Raw genomic sequence first — 18713 nt, forward strand, 5'->3', positions numbered from 1 at the left:
ATACAGCCTCTTATTATTTAATGCTATTTTTTATACGCTTCAAAAGTCATAATTTCTGTCGTATTACTGGGGGTTTGCAGATACTGGTAATCGGCTGATATTGTGATCTGTTTAAAACCAATCAAGCGTAGTATTTGTTCAAATTCAGACACACCAAACCATTTTAAGCTGAAAACTTCCCATTCACTTTCAATGATCTTGCCATCTCGCCATTTATCATAACGATGGTGTGAAGTAGTTAACTGATTTATATAATCAATTTCAGCATTAATTATCTGTAAGGTAATTAGATCGCCTTCTGGTGTATTAAATTGGCGACTAGTACATTCACCTTTAACAAAATGATGGGCAAGACTAATATCAACCAATAAGCGCCCACCAAACTCAAGCGCTTGATAACACTGTTTTAAGGCTTGGATCGCCTGCTGTTGGGTATTTAATAAGAGGAATGTCCCTGTAGGAATAATAATAGCCTCGACAGGGGTATTGACTTCAAAAGTGACTAAATTATTTTGAGTTACGTAGTTGGTTGTAAACCCATGCTCGATTAGATTTTTCTTACAAAATTCAAGCATCTCTTCGGAAATATCAAATCCCTCAATATTAAAACCTGATTGCAATAAAGGAATAAGGATGCGTCCTGTTCCTACTGCCGGCTCTAAAATTTTACCTTTAACATCTTTCAATCGCTGTTGATAGTATTCAACATCGCCAAAACTGCATCCTATCGGTTTATCCAATTGGTAAACTTGAGCCGATAAAGAGTGATAACTCTGCATAATATCCCTTAGTCTGTACTAATTTTTATGTATCTTATTAAAAACAAAAAATTATACAAGGCACCAAGGCATCTAAAGTAGGCCTTTACATTACCCTCACACTACTTATCCCCTCATAAAATTTAAGGTTGACAATCCAGTTGAGAATGATTATCTTTTAACTTGTGAATAGTTGAGTGTTTTACTAAACTATTTGCAACGACATTGCTCACATTGCTTCCAGTATTTACTGTGACCAACACTTAATGTGTTGGTCTTTTTTTATTAATAAAAACTGGCTTCACCTTTGGGTCTGGTCTTAAAGCGTCTATGAGCCCATAAGTATTGCTCTGGCGCTCGCATAATCTCAATTTCAATCAGATGATTCATTCTATCTGTATCATTTTGAATATTTTCTGTTGGATAATTATGAAGCTCTTTACCTATAATTAAGCTATATTTTTTATCATCATGACCATGGTTACGTACCAATGTTACCGTTAAAGAAGGAGCTCCTGATAACTTTGCTAATATAACAGCACCTTTTGAAGTAGACGTTTCCTTAACCGAAAAAAATGGTGAAAAGGTGGTTCCTTTTAAACCAAAATCTTGATCTGGTGCAAACCAAATGGCCTTCCCTTTTTTTAATTCAGTGACCATAAACTTTAAATTACGTCTATCAATCATACCTTTATTAGAACGGCATCTTGCCCTAGTTTGAATAAACTCCATCGCTTTATTATTATGAGGCCGATACATTGCGTTTACAGGGAAGCACAACCCCATAATACGCCCTCCAAGCTCCAGCGACATGGAGTGAATACCAATCAACAAAATACCGGTATGCTTTCGATTAGCCTCAGTAAAATTTGTTATTCCATCGACTTGATAGATATTTTTCAGTCTGTTATCGCTCCAAAACCATGCCATGCCAGTTTCGAATAGAGCAATACCTAATGCTGATAAATTTTCCATAACTAGCTTATCGATATCTTTTTTGCTCTTATTCGGAAAACATAACTCTAAATTTTTCTTTATTATCGAAACTCTTCTTTTGATAAAAAAACGCGATAGTAATCCTAAATGTTTTCCTAAGAATAAAAGCCACGTGTAAGGTAATTGTACTAATAAAAAAAGAATAAATACGCCTAGCCAAGTAAGAAAATATTTAGGGTGTAACAGATGTAGTGAAAAAGAATTTTTAGCGTACACAAGATTTGTCCTTTCGTCACTTAAAAGACTTCTTTTAAGCTTAAGTTAATTTAGACAACAGTTATTTAAGATAGTTTATTTAAGATAAGTTACTTAGTGAATACCACTTAATAAAATTTACCATTTATCTTATATAAGTTTATTTTAAACGGCTTTTTCCTATTCTTTTCTTAAAAAAAAACTACCAGTCATAGCTTTATTTTCTGATTGCTTTTATTCTAATCTTTTTGGAAAAATATGTAATAGCAAAGTAAGTAAAATTATTTTTATTTTCTTTTTTTATGTATGGTGAATATTTACCAAACTTTAATAATATCAGTTAGAATAAAATTTATTTTTATTAGCAAATAATAGATATAAAAAAACCTCACATCAGTGAGGTTTTTAAGTTATTTCGTCTAGTAAGATACACTTATATAAGTGTCTTTAAGTCTTAGACGCAATAATCCATAATTATTACAGACCGATAACATTAGCAGCTGCTGGACCTTTTGCACCATTTTCAATAGAAAATGATACTTCTTGGCCTTCTTTCAGTGATTTAAAGCTATCGCTTTGAATTGCTGAAAAGTGAACAAATACATCTTTGCTACCATCTTTAGGTGTGATAAAGCCAAAGCCTTTATCGTCGTTAAACCATTTAACTGTACCAGTCATTGTATTAGACATAGAATTTCCTTTAATAAATTTAGTTATGCCATAAGGCTAATTGCGGTTTGATTTCGGATTTTTACTTATGGGTACTATTTGAAGGAATTCGCAACGAAGAGGTATCAAGGATAGCGCTAAACGGTGAACTACTAAAAACTGGACTAACATAAATAGGTCTGTACTTCCAAACCAATGACGCTATTAAGTCATAGAATTTATTTTATAGCAAACTATTTTCACTTTTATTTTTTATAGAAGTGTAAATTTATTTTTTATTTGATTTATTTACCATGAAATTGTTAACTTTTACAAATAGATAGCTATTTATTGGGAATAAGCCTACTAAAAGTAGATACTGATAATTCTACAAAACAATCAATATCTACTGATATATTTATACCATCTACTGTTTTTATTGCTTATTTGCTCAGATTAACTAATAAGATTAGTTAAAATCTGTGATGTTTTAGTCCACAACAAAGAGCCACCTTCATTATCATAGACATAACGTTGTGCATGGGGAAAACGTTGAGACAATAACTTGCCAAAATCAGGTGAGTGAACAGTACTCGTATCCTTTAGTCCATACCATAATGTTGTAGGTGTGCTAATCATTTCAGGAGTAAATCCCCAAGGTTGCATCGTGATTAATAAATCTTGAGCATAGCCCTTATTTCCATATTTAAATGCTTCTTTCATACAAGCTTGATAAACAGGAAAAAATTTATTTTCTTGATAAAGAGCCAAATCAACATCAGCACTATAATTCAGAATAAAATCCATTAACCAGTCAGCGGTGATATTTTCAGTGATCCAGATCTTTAATCCATCAGGATCGAATAATGCCTGTTGTTGCATATTAACCACATCACTGGACAACAGTTTTTTTATTTCAGGATAATCTAGTTGATCTTGACCAGCAACAATTGCCAGCTTATCCACTTTACCATAGTAACAAATGGCCATTGCAAAAACAGCACCTTGAGAGGATCCTATCACACTGATATTCTTAATATTAAGATATGCTAATAAGAATAATACATCGCTAGAAAACGATTTTAATGTCTTTTTAGGATCAAAAGTTGATTCACCTAAACCAGGACGAGTCGGTGTAATAAGTCGAATATTTAACTTAGTTAACAGATCAGCATCCATACTTAATAGCCCACTCATCCCTGCACCTGTGCAGAATAATACCGGTTGACCATCTGATGGGCCAGATTCATACCAAGTTAACGTTCGATTATCTGGTAATAACAATGCATGTTTTTCGGCACTTGTAACTTTCATTAGACTGTATCCAAAATTAATTTATAGATAGAATACCCGTCATTAAAAAAATGATAGATATAATAAGTATTTTTCAGTTTCTTATTAAAACTGATATTAAAATTAATATTGAAACTAGCTAAGGATAAGATTTCATTTTAACTCTCAGTATGCATTGATTTATACAGTTATATTTTATCTGAGATAAAATAATCGATATTTAGATATCCTAACAAACTGCCGATAAAAAATATATAATGACTTAAAAATAAAGGCGAGTCTAGCTCGCCTTTATCTCAATAAATAATCATTAAATTATTTTACTATTTTACAAGTACGCCCTGTATCTTCAGCAATACGATCATTGACTATTTCATCTTCTGACATCGTCGCTAAATTGAACTCTTCACTACCTTTACCCCACAGTTGGAAACTTTCTCCAACATAACGCGCACCACTTGCAGCGACTGCGGATTTTAACACGATTAATTCATCATTATAATCCATTACGGCCAAATCATCATTAGGGAAAGAAACTCTGATTTTTTGCCCTTCACAGTCGTAAGTTTCTGTTTTAGCAGCTAATGCAGGTGTTGCAATAATTGAAGTTAATAAAGCAATTGCAGAGATAGAAAGTAATTTACGCATTTACATCTCCTAAAATAATTAAAGTAACTATGGTTAGTCCAATTAGGTTAGATAGCTTTTATAAAATAAAAAATAAGATATCTCCGTATTTAATTATAGAGGTAATATAAAGAAATAAGCGATTTTCTAAGCAATTATTTCCCACTGTATAATAGTCTAGATTAGTTTTACTAGCTTAATTTTTAAGGATAAACCAACTCAAATACATAACTTTACATTATTGTTATTAACTTTTACCTTAATTAGAGTAACAGAATCTGCCTAATATGATATTATTGTCAAATAATAATTTGATTAATTTTCAATAGATTAATCTAATAATATCGATAAAGTGAAATAGTGGGAAGATCAATGCTTCAAGAAAATGTAGTTAAAGATATCATTGTTTGGATCGAGCAAAACTTAGATTCACGTTTATCATTAGATATTATTGCTGAAAAATCAGGCTATACCAAGTGGCACTTCCAGCGCTTATTTAAAGCATATACAGGAATATCTTTAGGCAAATATGTCCTAGCACGCCGTTTATCTTGTGGCGCTTATGCGTTGAGGATCACTCGTAGTAGCCTTTTAGATATTTCTTTAAAATACCATTTTGATTCGCAACAAACGTTTTGTCGTGCGTTTAAAAAACAATTTAATATCACCCCTTCTGAATATAGGAAAAAGCAAGGTTGGGATATTAGTGAGCTTATCTTTCCAGCATTAGAAACTGTTGAACTTAAAGCAAAATATGAAGTAATGACCTTACCTTCTAAAGAGTTGATAGGTATGGCTCATCAATACAATAAAAATATTTCAGCATGGAATTATGATAAGAAAAAATTTAGAAAAGAATTTTGGAAGAAGTTTTTAAAAGAAATACATACCATCCCTACAGAAATGTATGCCACACATCGTGCTTCTGCAGGCTCGCTAGATGATACGACTTATATTTATACAACAGCAGTAAGTAAAGAACAATTAACAAGCTCTGCTAATATTTCCACTATGTCTAAAGTAGAATTACCCAATGGGAAATATTTAGTTATTACTTTTGAGATGGATAATATTTTAGATTCCCTCACCGGGTATGATGATATTATTTATACTGTATATACCAAAGTATTGCCAAAGATGAATTTGCTACGTCGATCTGGTCCAGATATTGAGCGCTATACCTTAAAACAATCGATTAGCTATGATAAGTTAATCGGCCATAGTGAGCAGCATCTACAAGAAATTAGTTACTATATTCCTGTTCTTTAGTCGCTAATAGAAATAAAAAGATCTCAATCTGATTACGCATCTTGAGATCTTTTTAATATTTATAATACGTTAAAATAATTAATCTTTTTTAGATTGATTAGCAAAAAAGATCTCATCTTGTATATTTTTAGTTTTAAGAGTAAAGAGTTGATTAGTTAAGTTTTCAGTTAGTTGCTCTGCATCAGCCATTACACGTAAATTAAATTCATTCAGCATGTTATCCGCTGCTGCTTTATTCTTTTTACTCAGTGACAAATAGTTAGCCTCCATTTCTTTTTGTTCTAATGCTGTTTTAGCTTCCCATTCTTGGTATGCTTTTTTAACAATAGGAGCAAATTGAGGATAATCTGTCATTACTAATGTTTGTAACTTACGATATTTCCAATAGATAGAGTCATTATCTGCTTTATCTGTTCCAATAGCATAGTGTTGCGGATATGCTTTTAATCCACTGTAATAAGGAACAAAAGCGGTTAGATCAGCCATTCCCAAACCAACATAAGTCACTTCACCAATCTCTTGCGGTAATTCAGGCCTTACTTGCATCACATGAGATTCATAAGTACGAAACACACTTATTGGTCGCCATGGTTCATTGCCATTCAATCCATTGGTATAAGGATCATGTTCTGTACCGTCAAAATGGTTGCGTAACATCGCTTTGGCGTCTTCTACTGATACTTTTTTCTCCGGTGTCAGCATAGGCGCAAATTGACGACCATCTGCCACATTCTGTTTCAGAGAAGGGTTAAATTGTTGCTGGATAACCCAAACCCTCGGGTAATTATAAGTGAGATCACGTTCATCATCACGCGTATAGGCTTTAGAAAAATTAAATTCGCCATCAGTGGCAGGATCATAAAGTCCTTTTTCTATTGCAAACTCAACTAAGTTTTTAGAACCTAAATTATCATTACTATCTATATGGTAGGCCTGTAAACGCCCTTGATTACCCGTCGCAAAATATTTATCTTTTGGTAGTTTTTGCGCCATCCATTGATGACCTGTACCTGTTTCTAGGTACCACACCTCATTTTTATCAACGACGGCAACCCCAAACCCTTCTCCCGCACCTTGTGTTTCGATGATGTTCCCCAGTAATTCAATTGCTTCACGGGCAGTTTTTGCCCTTGAGAGTAAAATATCTGGAATATCATCTTCAGTGATCCCCGTATCTTCAACATAAGGATCGAACGCCAATGCTTTAGGTGAGGCAAAAATAGATTCTGTACCACTCACCCCAACGCCTAGCTCATTAAAACCCGTTGCACCATGCAATTGAGTTTTCCAATTAGGTACAGTGGTATAACGTAATGAGTGTTTAGGTAGTGGATAAGTAAAGTTATTAGCGCCATGATGGGCTTGAGTGCTATAAATACCAGTCTGATTATTTTTGGCTGGATGAATAACAAAATGTTGTGCTTTTAAAGCATCACTATCTGCGCTACGAGCTACAATCAAAGAGCCATCATTAGTTGCTTCACTCCCTGCTAATAACGTTGTGCAGGCCAGAGCCGAAGAAACTAATGCGATATTAATTGACAAAGCGATAACAGCTTTTTTAAATAAAAACATATAATGCCTCATTTGCTTGTTATTTATAATTTATATCTCAATTAATTATCTCTATTTTAGAGTAAAAAACTTGATATTTTTTGGTCTGCAGAATATTAGCAATGAGAAACAATCAATTACCGTGATTAACATCTCAATGATTAACTATTTAAAAAATAAAAATCGCATCAGCCTAACAACTATTTTTTATAGTGTATATAAAATCAAATAATATTATATGATGTAGTCAAATATTAAAAAATATCGCAAACTATGTTGGTTGAATTGTGTATTAAAATATAATCATATGATATATCGTTAATAAAAAAACGTATTTATTTACCTAAAATATAATTATAAATTTATTATTTTATTTTTAATTATGTTTATACCAAGAACTTTTTATTCCCTATAAACTGATATATTTGATTATTGCTTTTATCACAAAAGTCTTTTGCTTTATAGCTTGTTTTTAGAACAATAAAAAAGACTATACTGTCCACCATGACGATGAGGCACCCAATAAGGTGTCACAAATATCAACTTAATTCCCCTACTGTTATTACCTTTCAGGAGAGATGTATGAGTGTTCCCGTTTTAGGTCTTGGTACTTTTCGTTTAAAAGACGATGCGGTTATAAATTCTGTAAAAACTGCACTAGAACTAGGTTATCGTGCTATTGATACAGCACAAATTTATGAAAATGAAGCTGCTATAGGACAAGCTATTGCAGAAAGTGGTATATCTCGCGATGCGCTTTACATCACAACAAAAATCTGGGTAGAAAATTTAAGTAAAGATAAATTAATTCCTAGTTTGAAACAAAGCTTAAGTGATTTACAAACAGATTATGTTGACTTAACTCTAGTACACTGGCCATCACCAAATGATGCAGTTTCTGTTAAAGAATTTATGCAAGAGTTATTAGCTGCGAAACAGATGGGATTAACGCGAGAAATTGGTATTTCAAATTTTACCATTCCATTAATGGAACGAGCTATTGCTGCCGTTGGTGTTGAAAATATCGCAACAAACCAAATCGAATTATCACCTTATTTACAAAATCATAAAGTGGTAAATTGGGCTAAACAGCATGGCATTCATATTACATCTTATATGACTCTAGCTTACGGCAAAGCATTAAAAGATGAAACAATACAAACCATTGCAAAAAAACACAATGCAACACCAGCACAAATCATTTTAGCTTGGGCGATGAATGAAGGTTATTCTGTTATTCCATCTTCAACAAAACGTGAAAATTTAGCCAGTAATTTACTCAGCGTAAATATCAAATTGGATAGTGAAGATAAACAAGCGATTGCAAAGTTAGATTGTCATGATCGTTTAGTTAGCCCAGAAGGTTTAGCGCCTCATTGGGATTAATGATTAACCAATTTAAATCGTAATATAGGTGATATTATTTTTATCACCTATATATCTTAACCTACTTTTTTAGCAATATACTCACTCAGAGAATCAATAAATACACGGATGCGTTGGCTAACCACTTTTTCACTATAATAAACGGCATTAAAAGGCATAACTATAGGTCGCAGCTTATCGGGGAATAATTCGATAAATCGACCATTTTCGATATCATTAACCACCATAAAATCGGAAAGGCAAGCAATACCATTACCTTCGAGACACAATTGTCTTATCGTTTCTCCACTATTCGACGATATTCCCATAGGAGCTTCTAATAATTGTCCATTCTCTCGCTCAATAGGCCATGTGTTTAGTGATACTGGTTCAGTAAAAGTTAGACAAGTATGGTCAAGCAGATCTTCTGCGATTTTAGGCTGTCCATAACGGGCGAGATAGTCAGGGGTCGCAACAATTTTCCGATAACTATTCAATAATGGTTTTGCCCGTAAACTGGAATCCGTTAAATTACCAACTCTAATCGCGATATCTACTTTACGTTCAATAAGATTGATAAATGTTTCAGATGAAACTAAAGAGAGGGTTATTTGAGGATATTTTTGCTGAAATTGTTTAATAAAAGGCACCAGTAGATGCAAAACAACCGGCGTTGCGGCATCAATACGTAATAGACCCTGTGGTGTTTTTTGTGTATTAATTAATTCATCTTCAGCTAATTTCATATCTTGTAAGATAACTTGCATACGATGAAAGTAATGCTCCCCCTCTTCCGTTAAACTCAATTGTCGCGTAGTTCGATTTAATAAATTAACGCCTAGCTTTGACTCAAGTTTTTTTACTGTACGACTAACAGCAGAATTGGCTAATGCTAATTTTTCTGCAGCACGTGTAAAACTACCACTTTCAACCACTGCAATAAAAACTTGGACTTCTTCTGAGGTGGCTTTCATGACTGACCTTAGAAACGAGTGAATAATAACCTAATGGTGAATCACTCTTATTATATAATATATACGCTAATTGCTTTAAAAAATGATTTCCATATCTTTATAGTTAGTTTCTCTCAAGCAATTAGCGATATATTATCTGACACTTTATTCATTATTAATAAAGCGCATAAGCTGTTGTCGAAGTTGTTTATTATCTTGCTTTAATCGTTCATTTTCATCCAACAATGTCAAGGCGATTGCAATACCATGCCAATCCAATGCTAACTCTCGATGAAGTTTTAACGCCCGATGTACAACAACAACTGCATCATCATTGAAAAACCACTCCTGGGTGGTAATTTCTACAGGCTCAATAACCCCTAATTCAACAATTTCTTGAAGTTCCTCTTTGGAAACACCAGTATGATGACAAAGCTCAGTCATAGTAAATATTGTTGTTAATTGTGCCATTATTTATTCTCCCAGTTTTTACGTGGATTATAATCGGCTTGGGCTTCGGCGAGTTGTTGCCATAATGAATGTGTTTTTTCATCCACCTTAGGTGGCATGACGACTTTCAAAATGGCATAGAGATCACCACTCTTTTGCTTGCTTACTAAGCCTTTTCCTTTAATTCTCAGGCGTTGACCTGCCTGACTAGCGGGAGGAATAGTAAGTAAAATTTTATCTTTAAGTGTAGGAATAGCAATTTTAGTACCTAATGCGGCTTCCCAAGGTGCAATAGGAACCACAATTTCAAGATCATGCCCTTTTACATCAAATAATGGGTGAGGTGCAATACGAATAGTTAGCCATAAATCACCATTTTCTCCGCCATTCTCCCCAGCAGTACCTTGGCCTTTTAAACGAATACGTTGTCCATCAACAACACCGGCAGGAATTTTGACATTCAAGGTCTTAGGAATTTCTTTCTCTATCATGCCAAAGACATTATAAACCGGTAAATGATAGCTAATGGTACGCTTATGCTCTTCTTGTGCTTCTTCAAGAAAAACCGGTAATTCAATTTCTAGATCTTGTCCACGTTGTCTAGGTGCTTGACGTGAATGGCGCCCTTCAAAAGGTGAACCTTGACCAAAGAAAGAAGCATAAAGATCGTCAAAATCTTCCTGACTAAAACTTTGTTGGTTTGAATGTGAATTGTTGTGCTGTGTAAATTGTTTAAATTTCGGATCATTGCGGTGAGCCCAAAGTTCGTCATATTCAGCTCTACGCTGTTCATCACCAAGAATTTCCCAAGCTTGTGCTATTTCTTTAAAACGCTCCTCAGCATCTGGCTCTTTACTTACATCTGGGTGATATTTTTTCGCTAAACGGCGATAAGCAGTTTTAATTGTTTTCATGTCATCAGTGGGTTTTACCCCCATAATGGCGTAATAATCCTTTAATTCCATAGTGATATCTCGATTATGTTAAACATTAAATACCCTACATCTATAGATTATAGGACAGAGAACGCTTTTTTGTTAACCAAAATAAGTTTCATAAATCCCTATTTAAGCTTATTAGAAAGCTAAACTTAAAAATTTTTTTATTTATTAAAATATTTTTAAATAAATAAAAACAAATAGTTAGAGCTAAATCGAATAACTAATCATCTAAATATCATTAAATTGCATTTGAAATACTTCTTTATTGGCGGTAAATTTTGGTCAACGAAGAAATAATTTATCAGGTGATTTATCTCTGTTTTTTATTTTCACTAAGATAAAAAGCAACAAAATAACTGACAATAATAAGGGAGAAGCAATGAAACGTATCATTATTCCCACAAACTATATTCATATACGAACAACGCCTTTTTGGACAAGGGAGACAGCCCCTAAATCAATCTGGGAGAGACATTTAGACAAAGGCACCCAGCAAGGGGTATACCCTAGATTATCCGTGATGCAAGGCACTATTATTTATTATGCCTATGCCGATCAATATAGCCCAAAGCCTACCGAAACCTTAGTGATTAAGGAGGGTGAGTTTGGTGTATTTCCACCAGAAACTTGGCACAGAATTGAAGCACAAACTGAAGACACCGTGTTTAATATCGACTTTTATGTTGACCCCAAAATACTTGCTGAAGGTTAAAAATGACTATGGAACATGATAATAAAGGTTATTTATTGACACTTATTTGTGATAACAGTAATGATAAAGTAGAGAAAATCTTCCTTAATCCTAAGATACTTTATATTCCTGATGTTGCCACTAAAGAAATTTTGTTATTAACTAACGAATTAAAGAGCAAAATAGATCTCTCAGCCCAAGCGCTAACTTTAACGCTCACCAATAAAAATAATGGTGTTTCAGTGGATAAAGAATGCGAGATAAAAGATTTACTTGATCCTGATATGGCGAGTCTAATGGTTAAAGATTTAATCAATATCGTCCGTGGTTATGATATGGATGAAGAAGCCAATGTTTGTGGTTGGTAAATTAAAAATTAATCAACAATTAAAGCAGTCACTATCTCATTCTATAAAGGAAATAGAGTTAATAAGCTACTAAATGATGAATACAATATCTTATTCATCATTTAGTACATTAACGATTGTTAATAATTAAATTTTTTAATCGTTAATTTAAAAATAAGCTCTAGGATTGGGGCTTATTTTGGTGCATTTAGAAAAATATCATATATAGCAAAATGACATTAACTTATTTTTATTTAACTATTACTCTCAGGCTTAAGTTTAAACATAATGGTTGTAGCCTCAAACTTACCATCAACTGCTTGAGCAAACTCAGGAATTTCACCACTAACTTGCCAACCAAGAAAGCGATATAAACTCACCGTCATACCTTTTGTAATGGTATCTAAAGTTAAAAGTGTTATCCCTCTCTCCCATGCTATTTGTTCAGCCTTTTGCATCAATTGCTGTGCTATTCCTTTATGCCTATGATCAGGGGATACTAATAGTTTGCAAATCTCCCCACGATGTTTGCCATTTGGTTTAGTGCATAATTCAAGACCAACAACACCGACTATTTGTCCGTCAATCACTGCAGTAATTAATTTAAACGTATTTGTTGATAATGAGTGATTAACACTAAGCCAATAATTTCTCATATCATCTATTTGAGTTTCTGCGTCAGTATACCCAACACTTGCCCCACCAAGGACACATCTATATAACAATTTGGTGAGTTGTTCTATTTTAATTTCACTTATTTTGTCATCATAACAATAAATCATCATATTGAGTGTCCCCAGTCGTAAATATATTCAACCATAATCTATTCGAAATATTTAGAGGTTACAATAATGCTCAATACTCTTTATACAAACAGAAATTTGAATAATCATGAATAAAACTATTAACTAGGAAATTTTTTAGTGGATCAAAGGAAGTTAAGGAGACACTAGGAGACGTCAGGAGACATTGAAATGGCGGAGGAGGAGAGAATAAAACAAAGAGATTAACACGTTGATTCAAATAAAAATAAATAAAAACACAAATTTTCATACCCCCATAAATACCCCCTTTGGATTTTTAGAGGCTATTTTTTGATAAGATATGAATACAGGAAAAAGAAAGGTGATACTTTTATACCACCTCTGATTTTTTAATTCCACACCCTGCTATACTCTCCAAAAACTAACCGGATCTGTTATGAACCTCGCAAACTTACCTCAAGAAGAAAAAGACAAAGTGAATGTCGATTTAGCCGCAAGTGGTGTCGCATATAAAGAACGGCTCAATATGCCAGTTGTTGCATCCGAAGTTGAACGGCAACAACCAGCACACCTGAGAGCGTACTTTAATGAACGATTAGCGTTTTATCGTGAGAGAAGTAAGCAATTGCCGGATGGAAAATCGGTGCAGTATTTGAAGACAGAATAATTAATTATAGCAATACGTCATTTTCACCCAGCCCGTATTGCTCTTTCATCTCCTCTTCTTTTTTTCTGCGTTCCTCTTCCACCTTCTGCGCTTCTTCCATCTCTCTCATTCTCACGTTATAGATGGATTGCTCTGGCATTTGTACACGAACGGAGATAAAACGACCATCAGGGATATCAATTGGGTCGCCGTCTTTGTAACCATCAATATCATTACGGGCGAATTTAGGTGCGTTAGGGTGAGTTCGATGATACGTTCTCACGAGAATAGAACCGTCCTCCATAACTTTAGAGTCTACCCATATCAACGGCTGTTTATTAACATCGAGTGGAATTTCAATACCCCCATCAACACCACCCCAACCTGCATCTGAGTTAAAGCCTAAAACGCCTTCGATAAGATATTCACCCTGAGCTACTCGAGTAACCGCAGCACCTTCTGATTCGTCGTTAGTGGTGAATGTGCCGTCGGGATTGATGTCGATGATTGGTGAGGCGCGTTTAATAAAACCGTTACTGTCTACCGTTGTGTTTTTGGCGCTCCATATCGCATTCCAAGGTGTCGTAGTATCAACAACATCATTTGATGAACTGAAACGACTCATTAATATGCCAGATGTATTCATAAATAACATAGCTCGGCGATTTCCGTTATATGTAGATTGCCAGCCGGCACCATTACTTGGAAACCCTGGTGAACCAGAAGATGAGCCATAAAAACATGAGACTAATGATGGTTCGCTAAGACCTGCACCACCAATACCGTAATCACCAATCAACATCATTGTGCCTGATAATTTTGGTATTTGAATTCCGTTATAACCCGATGCAGAATTGAGTTCGATATTGGTTCCGCCTGCATTACTGGTCGTCAATGATATTGATGTTTTACCATCTGCTGATTTTGAAGTTAGTTTCGTTGTTGCTTCTATCGCTGATGTGAATGATTGTGTTTTTGATAAGGTTAAATCAGCTTTATTACTAATATCCCCCTGCATCTTCTTGATGCTATCGAGTGTAACCTTTTGCCCATTAGATAGCTCTACTGTTACCACACCGTTATTCATCATCCATTGATCCATTGCTCGCAGAAAATACGTCGTATCTGATGCAATAGCGGTCATACGATTATTAGCGTCGCTGTATGAGTTCGGCTCAGTGAGATTAATACTGTAACTGGTGTTTTTTACGGTAAATGTAGCCGGCTGTGAAATGACTAATTCTGTATCGCTATTAACTCTATCCACCATGTAAATAAAATTAGAATTACCATTTTTAATTAAAATAATGGTGCCTGAGCGAATAGCGGGATTATTAACTGTCCATTTAGTACCTGTGCCAGAGACAATAGCAGACCCTGACACTGTGCTAACAGTGCCTGTTGTGTATATCATGATTATGAGTTCCTAAATGATGAAGAGTTTGACTTACTGGCAGTGACGAGGCAGTCGAATAGCTTAACGTAAACGTGCCCTTTCCCCGTGGTTTCCCCGTTAATGATTATCTCTACATTTTTTCTTCCTGCTGGAATTGTGAATGAATACTGAGAAAATGAGTGTGAGTAGGTAAAATTATACGCTGGAGTTCTTTGCTCTGCGGTATTAGCAACATCAAGGTACTTTTTTTCCCCATCAACTACTATTGACACCATAACGCTGGACAGATCGGTTGCCTCACCCATGACGATAACTAACGGTATAGTAATCATCACATCGTATGGCATACCTCCAGCATAAATAACTTTGGATGAAGTGACCTGTGTTTGATAACTACCGTAAGTACCCTCTGATTCCGAGCCCTTTATAACATAACTCGTAGATACATCACCGATTAACCTCTCAGCATAAACGGTTCCCTTGAAATTACCGTCAGCTCCGTCGATAGTTCCTCTAAATGTCGCATTATTAAATTCGGCGTTACCAGTATTTGCATCAATGATAAACCCAGCTTTACCTAATTCGTAATTCTTGGATTTAATAGCCTCAGATAACACCATTTCACGCACATTCGCTTTATCTAAAAACGCTTCTTTGATAAAGAACTGCCCGTTTTTGGCATACATGAATAATTCCATCTTGCCATTTACAGGGTTATACCAAGCAAAGTTATTCGCGTTATAGCCAATGAAACTTTCAAGCTTGCCGTTCTTAACCTGAGCACTAATTACTTGCCCTGCCGCGTTATAACTCACGCCATTGTGTTTAATGGTGATATTAATCGAGTGGGTCACAACACCGTCGCCTGATTGCTCAAACGTGGCCTGCATTTTCTCCTGTATCATGCCCTCTTGCTCATCAAACTTAGCCTGAACTTGCTTCTTGTTTTCAGCAAAAGCCTTATTTGTGTTGGAGATGGCTTGGGAATTTGAAATAATATCAGCTTGAGCATTATCCATATCAGTTCGGATTGCGGTAAAACGCTGACCGAACGCCTCATCGAGTTTAGTGATTGAGGTTTGAGTTTCTTCAATAGCCGATTTATTCTCACCAACAGCAGAATAAATTTCTTTGATTTCCTGCGCCCATGCCTCCTGTTGATTTGCGAAAACCTTTCTTAAATCTTTGATTCCCGCCAGTGCATTACCATCTCTAACGAGTAAGTCAGTAGATAATTCATAGGTGGCATTAACCAGTTCAGCAATAGACTCCGTATTCCAATTCAATTTTTCATCAAGTTGTTTACCTGCCTCTGCTGTCATGAAATGATTGCCGAGTTCTGGCAATATGGTGCTAGTGTCAAATTCTGACTCCCCGCGAATAAAATCAGTCCACTCAGATTGATTGCCTGTTTTATCCACCAGCCTAGCCCTAAAATAAAATACCACTCCAGCAGCTAAGCCTGCCATCTCATAGGTTTTTGAGGGATAAGGAACATCAGACAACAGCATCAGGCCTTCACCATCATTCGTTTTGCTGTACTGAATTTCAGTTTTTAAAGTATCCCCTGTATTTTCACCAAACCCCCAATCTAACTTAATGCCAAAGACTAATGGTGACACTCTGAAGTTAACCGGTTTTGGAGGGTTACCAATTTTGCCTGTTAACATTGTTTCTTGTGCGTTAGCCCAAATACTGGATATTTCAGACGCATTTATCGCACGAACTCTCACCTGATAACGACCAGCATAAATGCCATCAACTTCAAACCCACATGTTGATGTTCTTGGCATTGATACCCAGTTATTATTATCTCTCCGCCATTGAGCCTCATAGGTAATGGCATTATCAACTGCATCCCAATCAACACGCAAAGTAGTAAATGAAATGCCCTGACTAACCTGAGAATAGGATGATATACGAATGTTTTTAGGTGGTGCCTGCACACCCGGCGGAACAATGGTGATTGGGCGCTCATCTATTCTGGCGCCAGAATCAATGTGATCGTAATTGCTTGGGTTATGGATTGCGCCAGTAATAGTGTATGTATTATCGCCATTATCAGTAATGTTAACGACCCGATAAAGTTGTAATGCTAAATCATCAGCATCAACTGTCCAAACTGCGTTTTTCTCTGGCTCCTGTGAGTACTCCGTTGAAACTGTAATGATATTATCAGCAACCAGTGATACGGTTCTTCCCTCTGAGCGCCCGTTTGGCAGATTAACAATCAACCTATCACCAGCTTTAATATTAGCTCTGCGATCAAGTGTTATTTTTCTGCCTTCTACACGCGATATACGTCCACCATTATCTCTTCCAGCTAACGTAGAGTCGGCAACAGCAATGATATGACCAGGAGAAGGTATTGCCCCCTCTAGTCCTGTCGCAAAACTAATAACTCTGTCGTTAGCATTGGTGAGTAACGCCCAACGACCTCTACGGTTAGCCTCCGTCTGTCGAGTGCAACCTATCGCTGATATTTCAGTTTTGCGTACTCCGTAACGACGCTGTAGTTTAATATCGGCCACAGCCTCAATCGCATCATTACTGTGGTTATTGATGTCTGTGTAGGAAACTAATGCTTGCGTATATCGATTTTGCTGACTACCTCCTGAATAAGCAGGCTTACCTCCAACAATATTGGCATTGGTAAATGTTCTAAAAATACTATCTGGCATATCAGCGACAACATTAACCTTGTTATCAGCCCAAAATGTCATACCACGAAAAATAGCCGCTATATCTCTCAGTACTTGGTATGCTGATTCTTGCGATTGAACATAAACATCGCACAGGAATCGAGGCTCCTTACCATCACCACCATGACCATCTGGCACTAACTCATCACAATATTGTGCTATTTTGTATAAATCCCACTTTTCAATCTGCGAAGCTTTAATGCGATCACCGCACCCATAGCGGTTATTTAAAACCAAGTCATAAAATACCCACGCTGGATTATTAGTTGCTGCAAGCTTAAAAGTACCATCCCACACACCCGAATAGGTCCGGTTAATTGGGTCGTAATTCGTTGGCACTTTAATCAGTAGTCCACCCTTAGGACGAACACTAATTTTAGGAATGCGGTTATTGAATTGACGCGCATTGAAGGTAATAAATAATAGGGCCGTATTTGGATAACGCAATTTAGCATCGATAACATCCGTTACCGCAGAAATAGTAACTTTATCAGCAATTCTAGCGGTGTTCTGATTCTTAGTTAATCGTCGGACGCGGATCTGCCAACCTGTGTTTGCTTTGGGTAAGTCAATGCGGTGTGTTCGCTGGTATTCGCTGGTCGTTTTACCATCAAAAGCAGACCTCAACACCTCATTATATCCAGCGCCATCTGTAGATAAATCAATGGCATATTCAATTCTATAGCCTGTAGTGTCCCCATTGTCGTGCTGTTGAAGTAATTGAGGAACAGATAGTCTAATGCGTTCTGCAGATAACTGAGTATTGCTAATGCTACGTACATAGGGTTGATCGTCTTTTAATTCCAATCCTACCGATGTTTCGCTATCTACTGATGGGATACCCTGAATGTATTCTTGGTGTTCACTACCCGGTCTAAATTCCCAAGTGACACCCTCAAAATTCTTAGTACCGTCCGCATTGCCAATCGGTGTATCATCAAGAAAAATACGAGTATCGTCTAAGCCACCAGCAATTTCACCTTCTGAGATAGCCAATAAAATCTTAGCTGTTGATTCAGAAAGTAAGCTATCTGGTGATTCCGTGGGCGTATGTCCGCCACCGCCACCACCTTTTGCACCATGAATTAATTCCATATTTCACCCATAAAAAAAGCCAC

17 protein-coding genes are annotated in these 18713 nt (G+C 35.8%); 5 read left to right on the forward strand and 12 right to left on the reverse strand.

Going from position 1 to position 18713, the window contains the following annotated elements:
* Positions 1-23: 23 nt before the first annotated feature.
* The 5 genes from AACV01_RS15905 to AACV01_RS15925 form a co-directional block, all read right to left on the reverse strand.
* Entirely contained in the window at positions 24-779 is a 756-nt protein-coding gene (locus AACV01_RS15905) for a class I SAM-dependent methyltransferase (protein ID WP_046335278.1), read from the reverse strand.
* A 264-nt stretch (positions 780-1043) separates the two neighbouring features.
* Positions 1044-1970: an LpxL/LpxP family Kdo(2)-lipid IV(A) lauroyl/palmitoleoyl acyltransferase gene (lpxL, locus tag AACV01_RS15910; RefSeq protein ID WP_017827330.1), complete on the reverse strand. Its 927-nt coding sequence runs from the start codon at positions 1968-1970 to the stop codon at positions 1044-1046.
* 456 nt (positions 1971-2426) lie between these two features.
* Positions 2427-2639: a transcription antiterminator/RNA stability regulator CspE gene (gene cspE / locus AACV01_RS15915; protein ID WP_004247021.1), complete on the reverse strand. Its 213-nt coding sequence runs from the start codon at positions 2637-2639 to the stop codon at positions 2427-2429.
* Between the two features lie 414 nt (positions 2640-3053).
* Positions 3054-3911 carry an alpha/beta fold hydrolase gene (locus AACV01_RS15920; protein WP_161683221.1) on the reverse strand — a complete coding sequence of 286 codons (858 nt, stop codon included), beginning with the start codon at positions 3909-3911 and terminating at the stop codon, positions 3054-3056.
* A gap of 294 nt (positions 3912-4205) precedes the next feature.
* Positions 4206-4538 (reverse strand): MliC family protein, encoded by a 333-nt coding sequence (locus tag AACV01_RS15925; protein WP_004247019.1) that lies wholly within the window; start codon positions 4536-4538, stop codon positions 4206-4208.
* A 351-nt stretch (positions 4539-4889) separates the two neighbouring features.
* On the opposite strand from AACV01_RS15925, the gene AACV01_RS15930 reads away from it, so the two are divergent.
* Positions 4890-5786, forward strand: a complete 897-nt coding sequence (locus AACV01_RS15930) for an AraC family transcriptional regulator (protein ID WP_161683223.1) — start codon at positions 4890-4892, stop codon at positions 5784-5786.
* A 78-nt stretch (positions 5787-5864) separates the two neighbouring features.
* On the opposite strand, the gene AACV01_RS15935 is transcribed toward AACV01_RS15930, so the two are convergent.
* Positions 5865-7361: a C69 family dipeptidase gene (locus AACV01_RS15935; RefSeq protein ID WP_161683225.1), complete on the reverse strand. Its 1497-nt coding sequence runs from the start codon at positions 7359-7361 to the stop codon at positions 5865-5867.
* Between the two features lie 561 nt (positions 7362-7922).
* Between AACV01_RS15935 and dkgB the strand changes: the two genes are divergently transcribed.
* Positions 7923-8726: a 2,5-didehydrogluconate reductase DkgB gene (gene dkgB / locus AACV01_RS15940; protein ID WP_017827333.1), complete on the forward strand. Its 804-nt coding sequence runs from the start codon at positions 7923-7925 to the stop codon at positions 8724-8726.
* Positions 8727-8782: 56 nt separating this feature from the next.
* On the opposite strand, the gene yafC is transcribed toward dkgB, so the two are convergent.
* The 3 genes from yafC to cbpA form a co-directional block, all read right to left on the reverse strand.
* A complete protein-coding gene (yafC, locus tag AACV01_RS15945) occupies positions 8783-9679 on the reverse strand; it encodes a DNA-binding transcriptional regulator YafC (RefSeq protein WP_161683227.1) in 897 nt (298 codons plus the stop codon).
* A gap of 144 nt (positions 9680-9823) precedes the next feature.
* Positions 9824-10129 (reverse strand): chaperone modulator CbpM, encoded by a 306-nt coding sequence (cbpM, locus tag AACV01_RS15950; RefSeq protein ID WP_004247011.1) that lies wholly within the window; start codon positions 10127-10129, stop codon positions 9824-9826.
* Complete coding sequence (cbpA, locus tag AACV01_RS15955) at positions 10129-11073, reverse strand: curved DNA-binding protein (protein WP_004247010.1); 945 nt, start codon at positions 11071-11073, stop codon at positions 10129-10131. Before cbpA ends, cbpM begins: the two co-directional genes overlap by 1 nt.
* A 355-nt stretch (positions 11074-11428) precedes the next feature.
* Between cbpA and AACV01_RS15960 the strand changes: the two genes are divergently transcribed.
* Positions 11429-11761, forward strand: a complete 333-nt coding sequence (locus tag AACV01_RS15960; RefSeq protein ID WP_004247785.1) for a DUF1971 domain-containing protein — start codon at positions 11429-11431, stop codon at positions 11759-11761.
* 2 nt (positions 11762-11763) lie between these two features.
* Positions 11764-12108 (forward strand): DUF1869 domain-containing protein, encoded by a 345-nt coding sequence (locus AACV01_RS15965; protein WP_161683228.1) that lies wholly within the window; start codon positions 11764-11766, stop codon positions 12106-12108.
* Between the two features lie 233 nt (positions 12109-12341).
* Here AACV01_RS15965 and AACV01_RS15970 read toward each other — a convergent pair whose 3' ends face one another.
* The gene (locus tag AACV01_RS15970; protein ID WP_036908197.1) at positions 12342-12872 is read right to left on the reverse strand and encodes a GNAT family N-acetyltransferase; all 531 of its coding nucleotides are present in this window, start codon (positions 12870-12872) and stop codon (positions 12342-12344) included.
* A 415-nt stretch (positions 12873-13287) separates the two neighbouring features.
* Here AACV01_RS15970 and AACV01_RS15975 point away from each other — a divergent pair, with 415 nt between their 5' ends.
* Positions 13288-13518 (forward strand): DNA polymerase III subunit theta, encoded by a 231-nt coding sequence (locus AACV01_RS15975; RefSeq protein WP_161683230.1) that lies wholly within the window; start codon positions 13288-13290, stop codon positions 13516-13518.
* 4 nt (positions 13519-13522) lie between these two features.
* Here the strand turns inward: AACV01_RS15975 and AACV01_RS15980 are convergent, their stop codons facing one another.
* Together AACV01_RS15980 and gpJ are read right to left on the reverse strand one after the other, a co-directional pair.
* On the reverse strand, positions 13523-14911 hold the full coding sequence (locus tag AACV01_RS15980; protein WP_161683232.1) for a phage tail fiber protein: 1389 nt from the start codon (positions 14909-14911) through the stop codon (positions 13523-13525).
* Positions 14912-14913: 2 nt separating this feature from the next.
* Complete coding sequence (gene gpJ, locus AACV01_RS15985) at positions 14914-18690, reverse strand: TipJ family phage tail tip protein (protein ID WP_161683235.1); 3777 nt, start codon at positions 18688-18690, stop codon at positions 14914-14916.
* Positions 18691-18713: the final 23 nt, after the last annotated feature.

The sequence above is a fragment of the Proteus sp. G2609 genome (genome assembly GCF_963896135.1).
Taxonomy (GTDB): domain Bacteria; phylum Pseudomonadota; class Gammaproteobacteria; order Enterobacterales; family Enterobacteriaceae; genus Proteus; species Proteus mirabilis.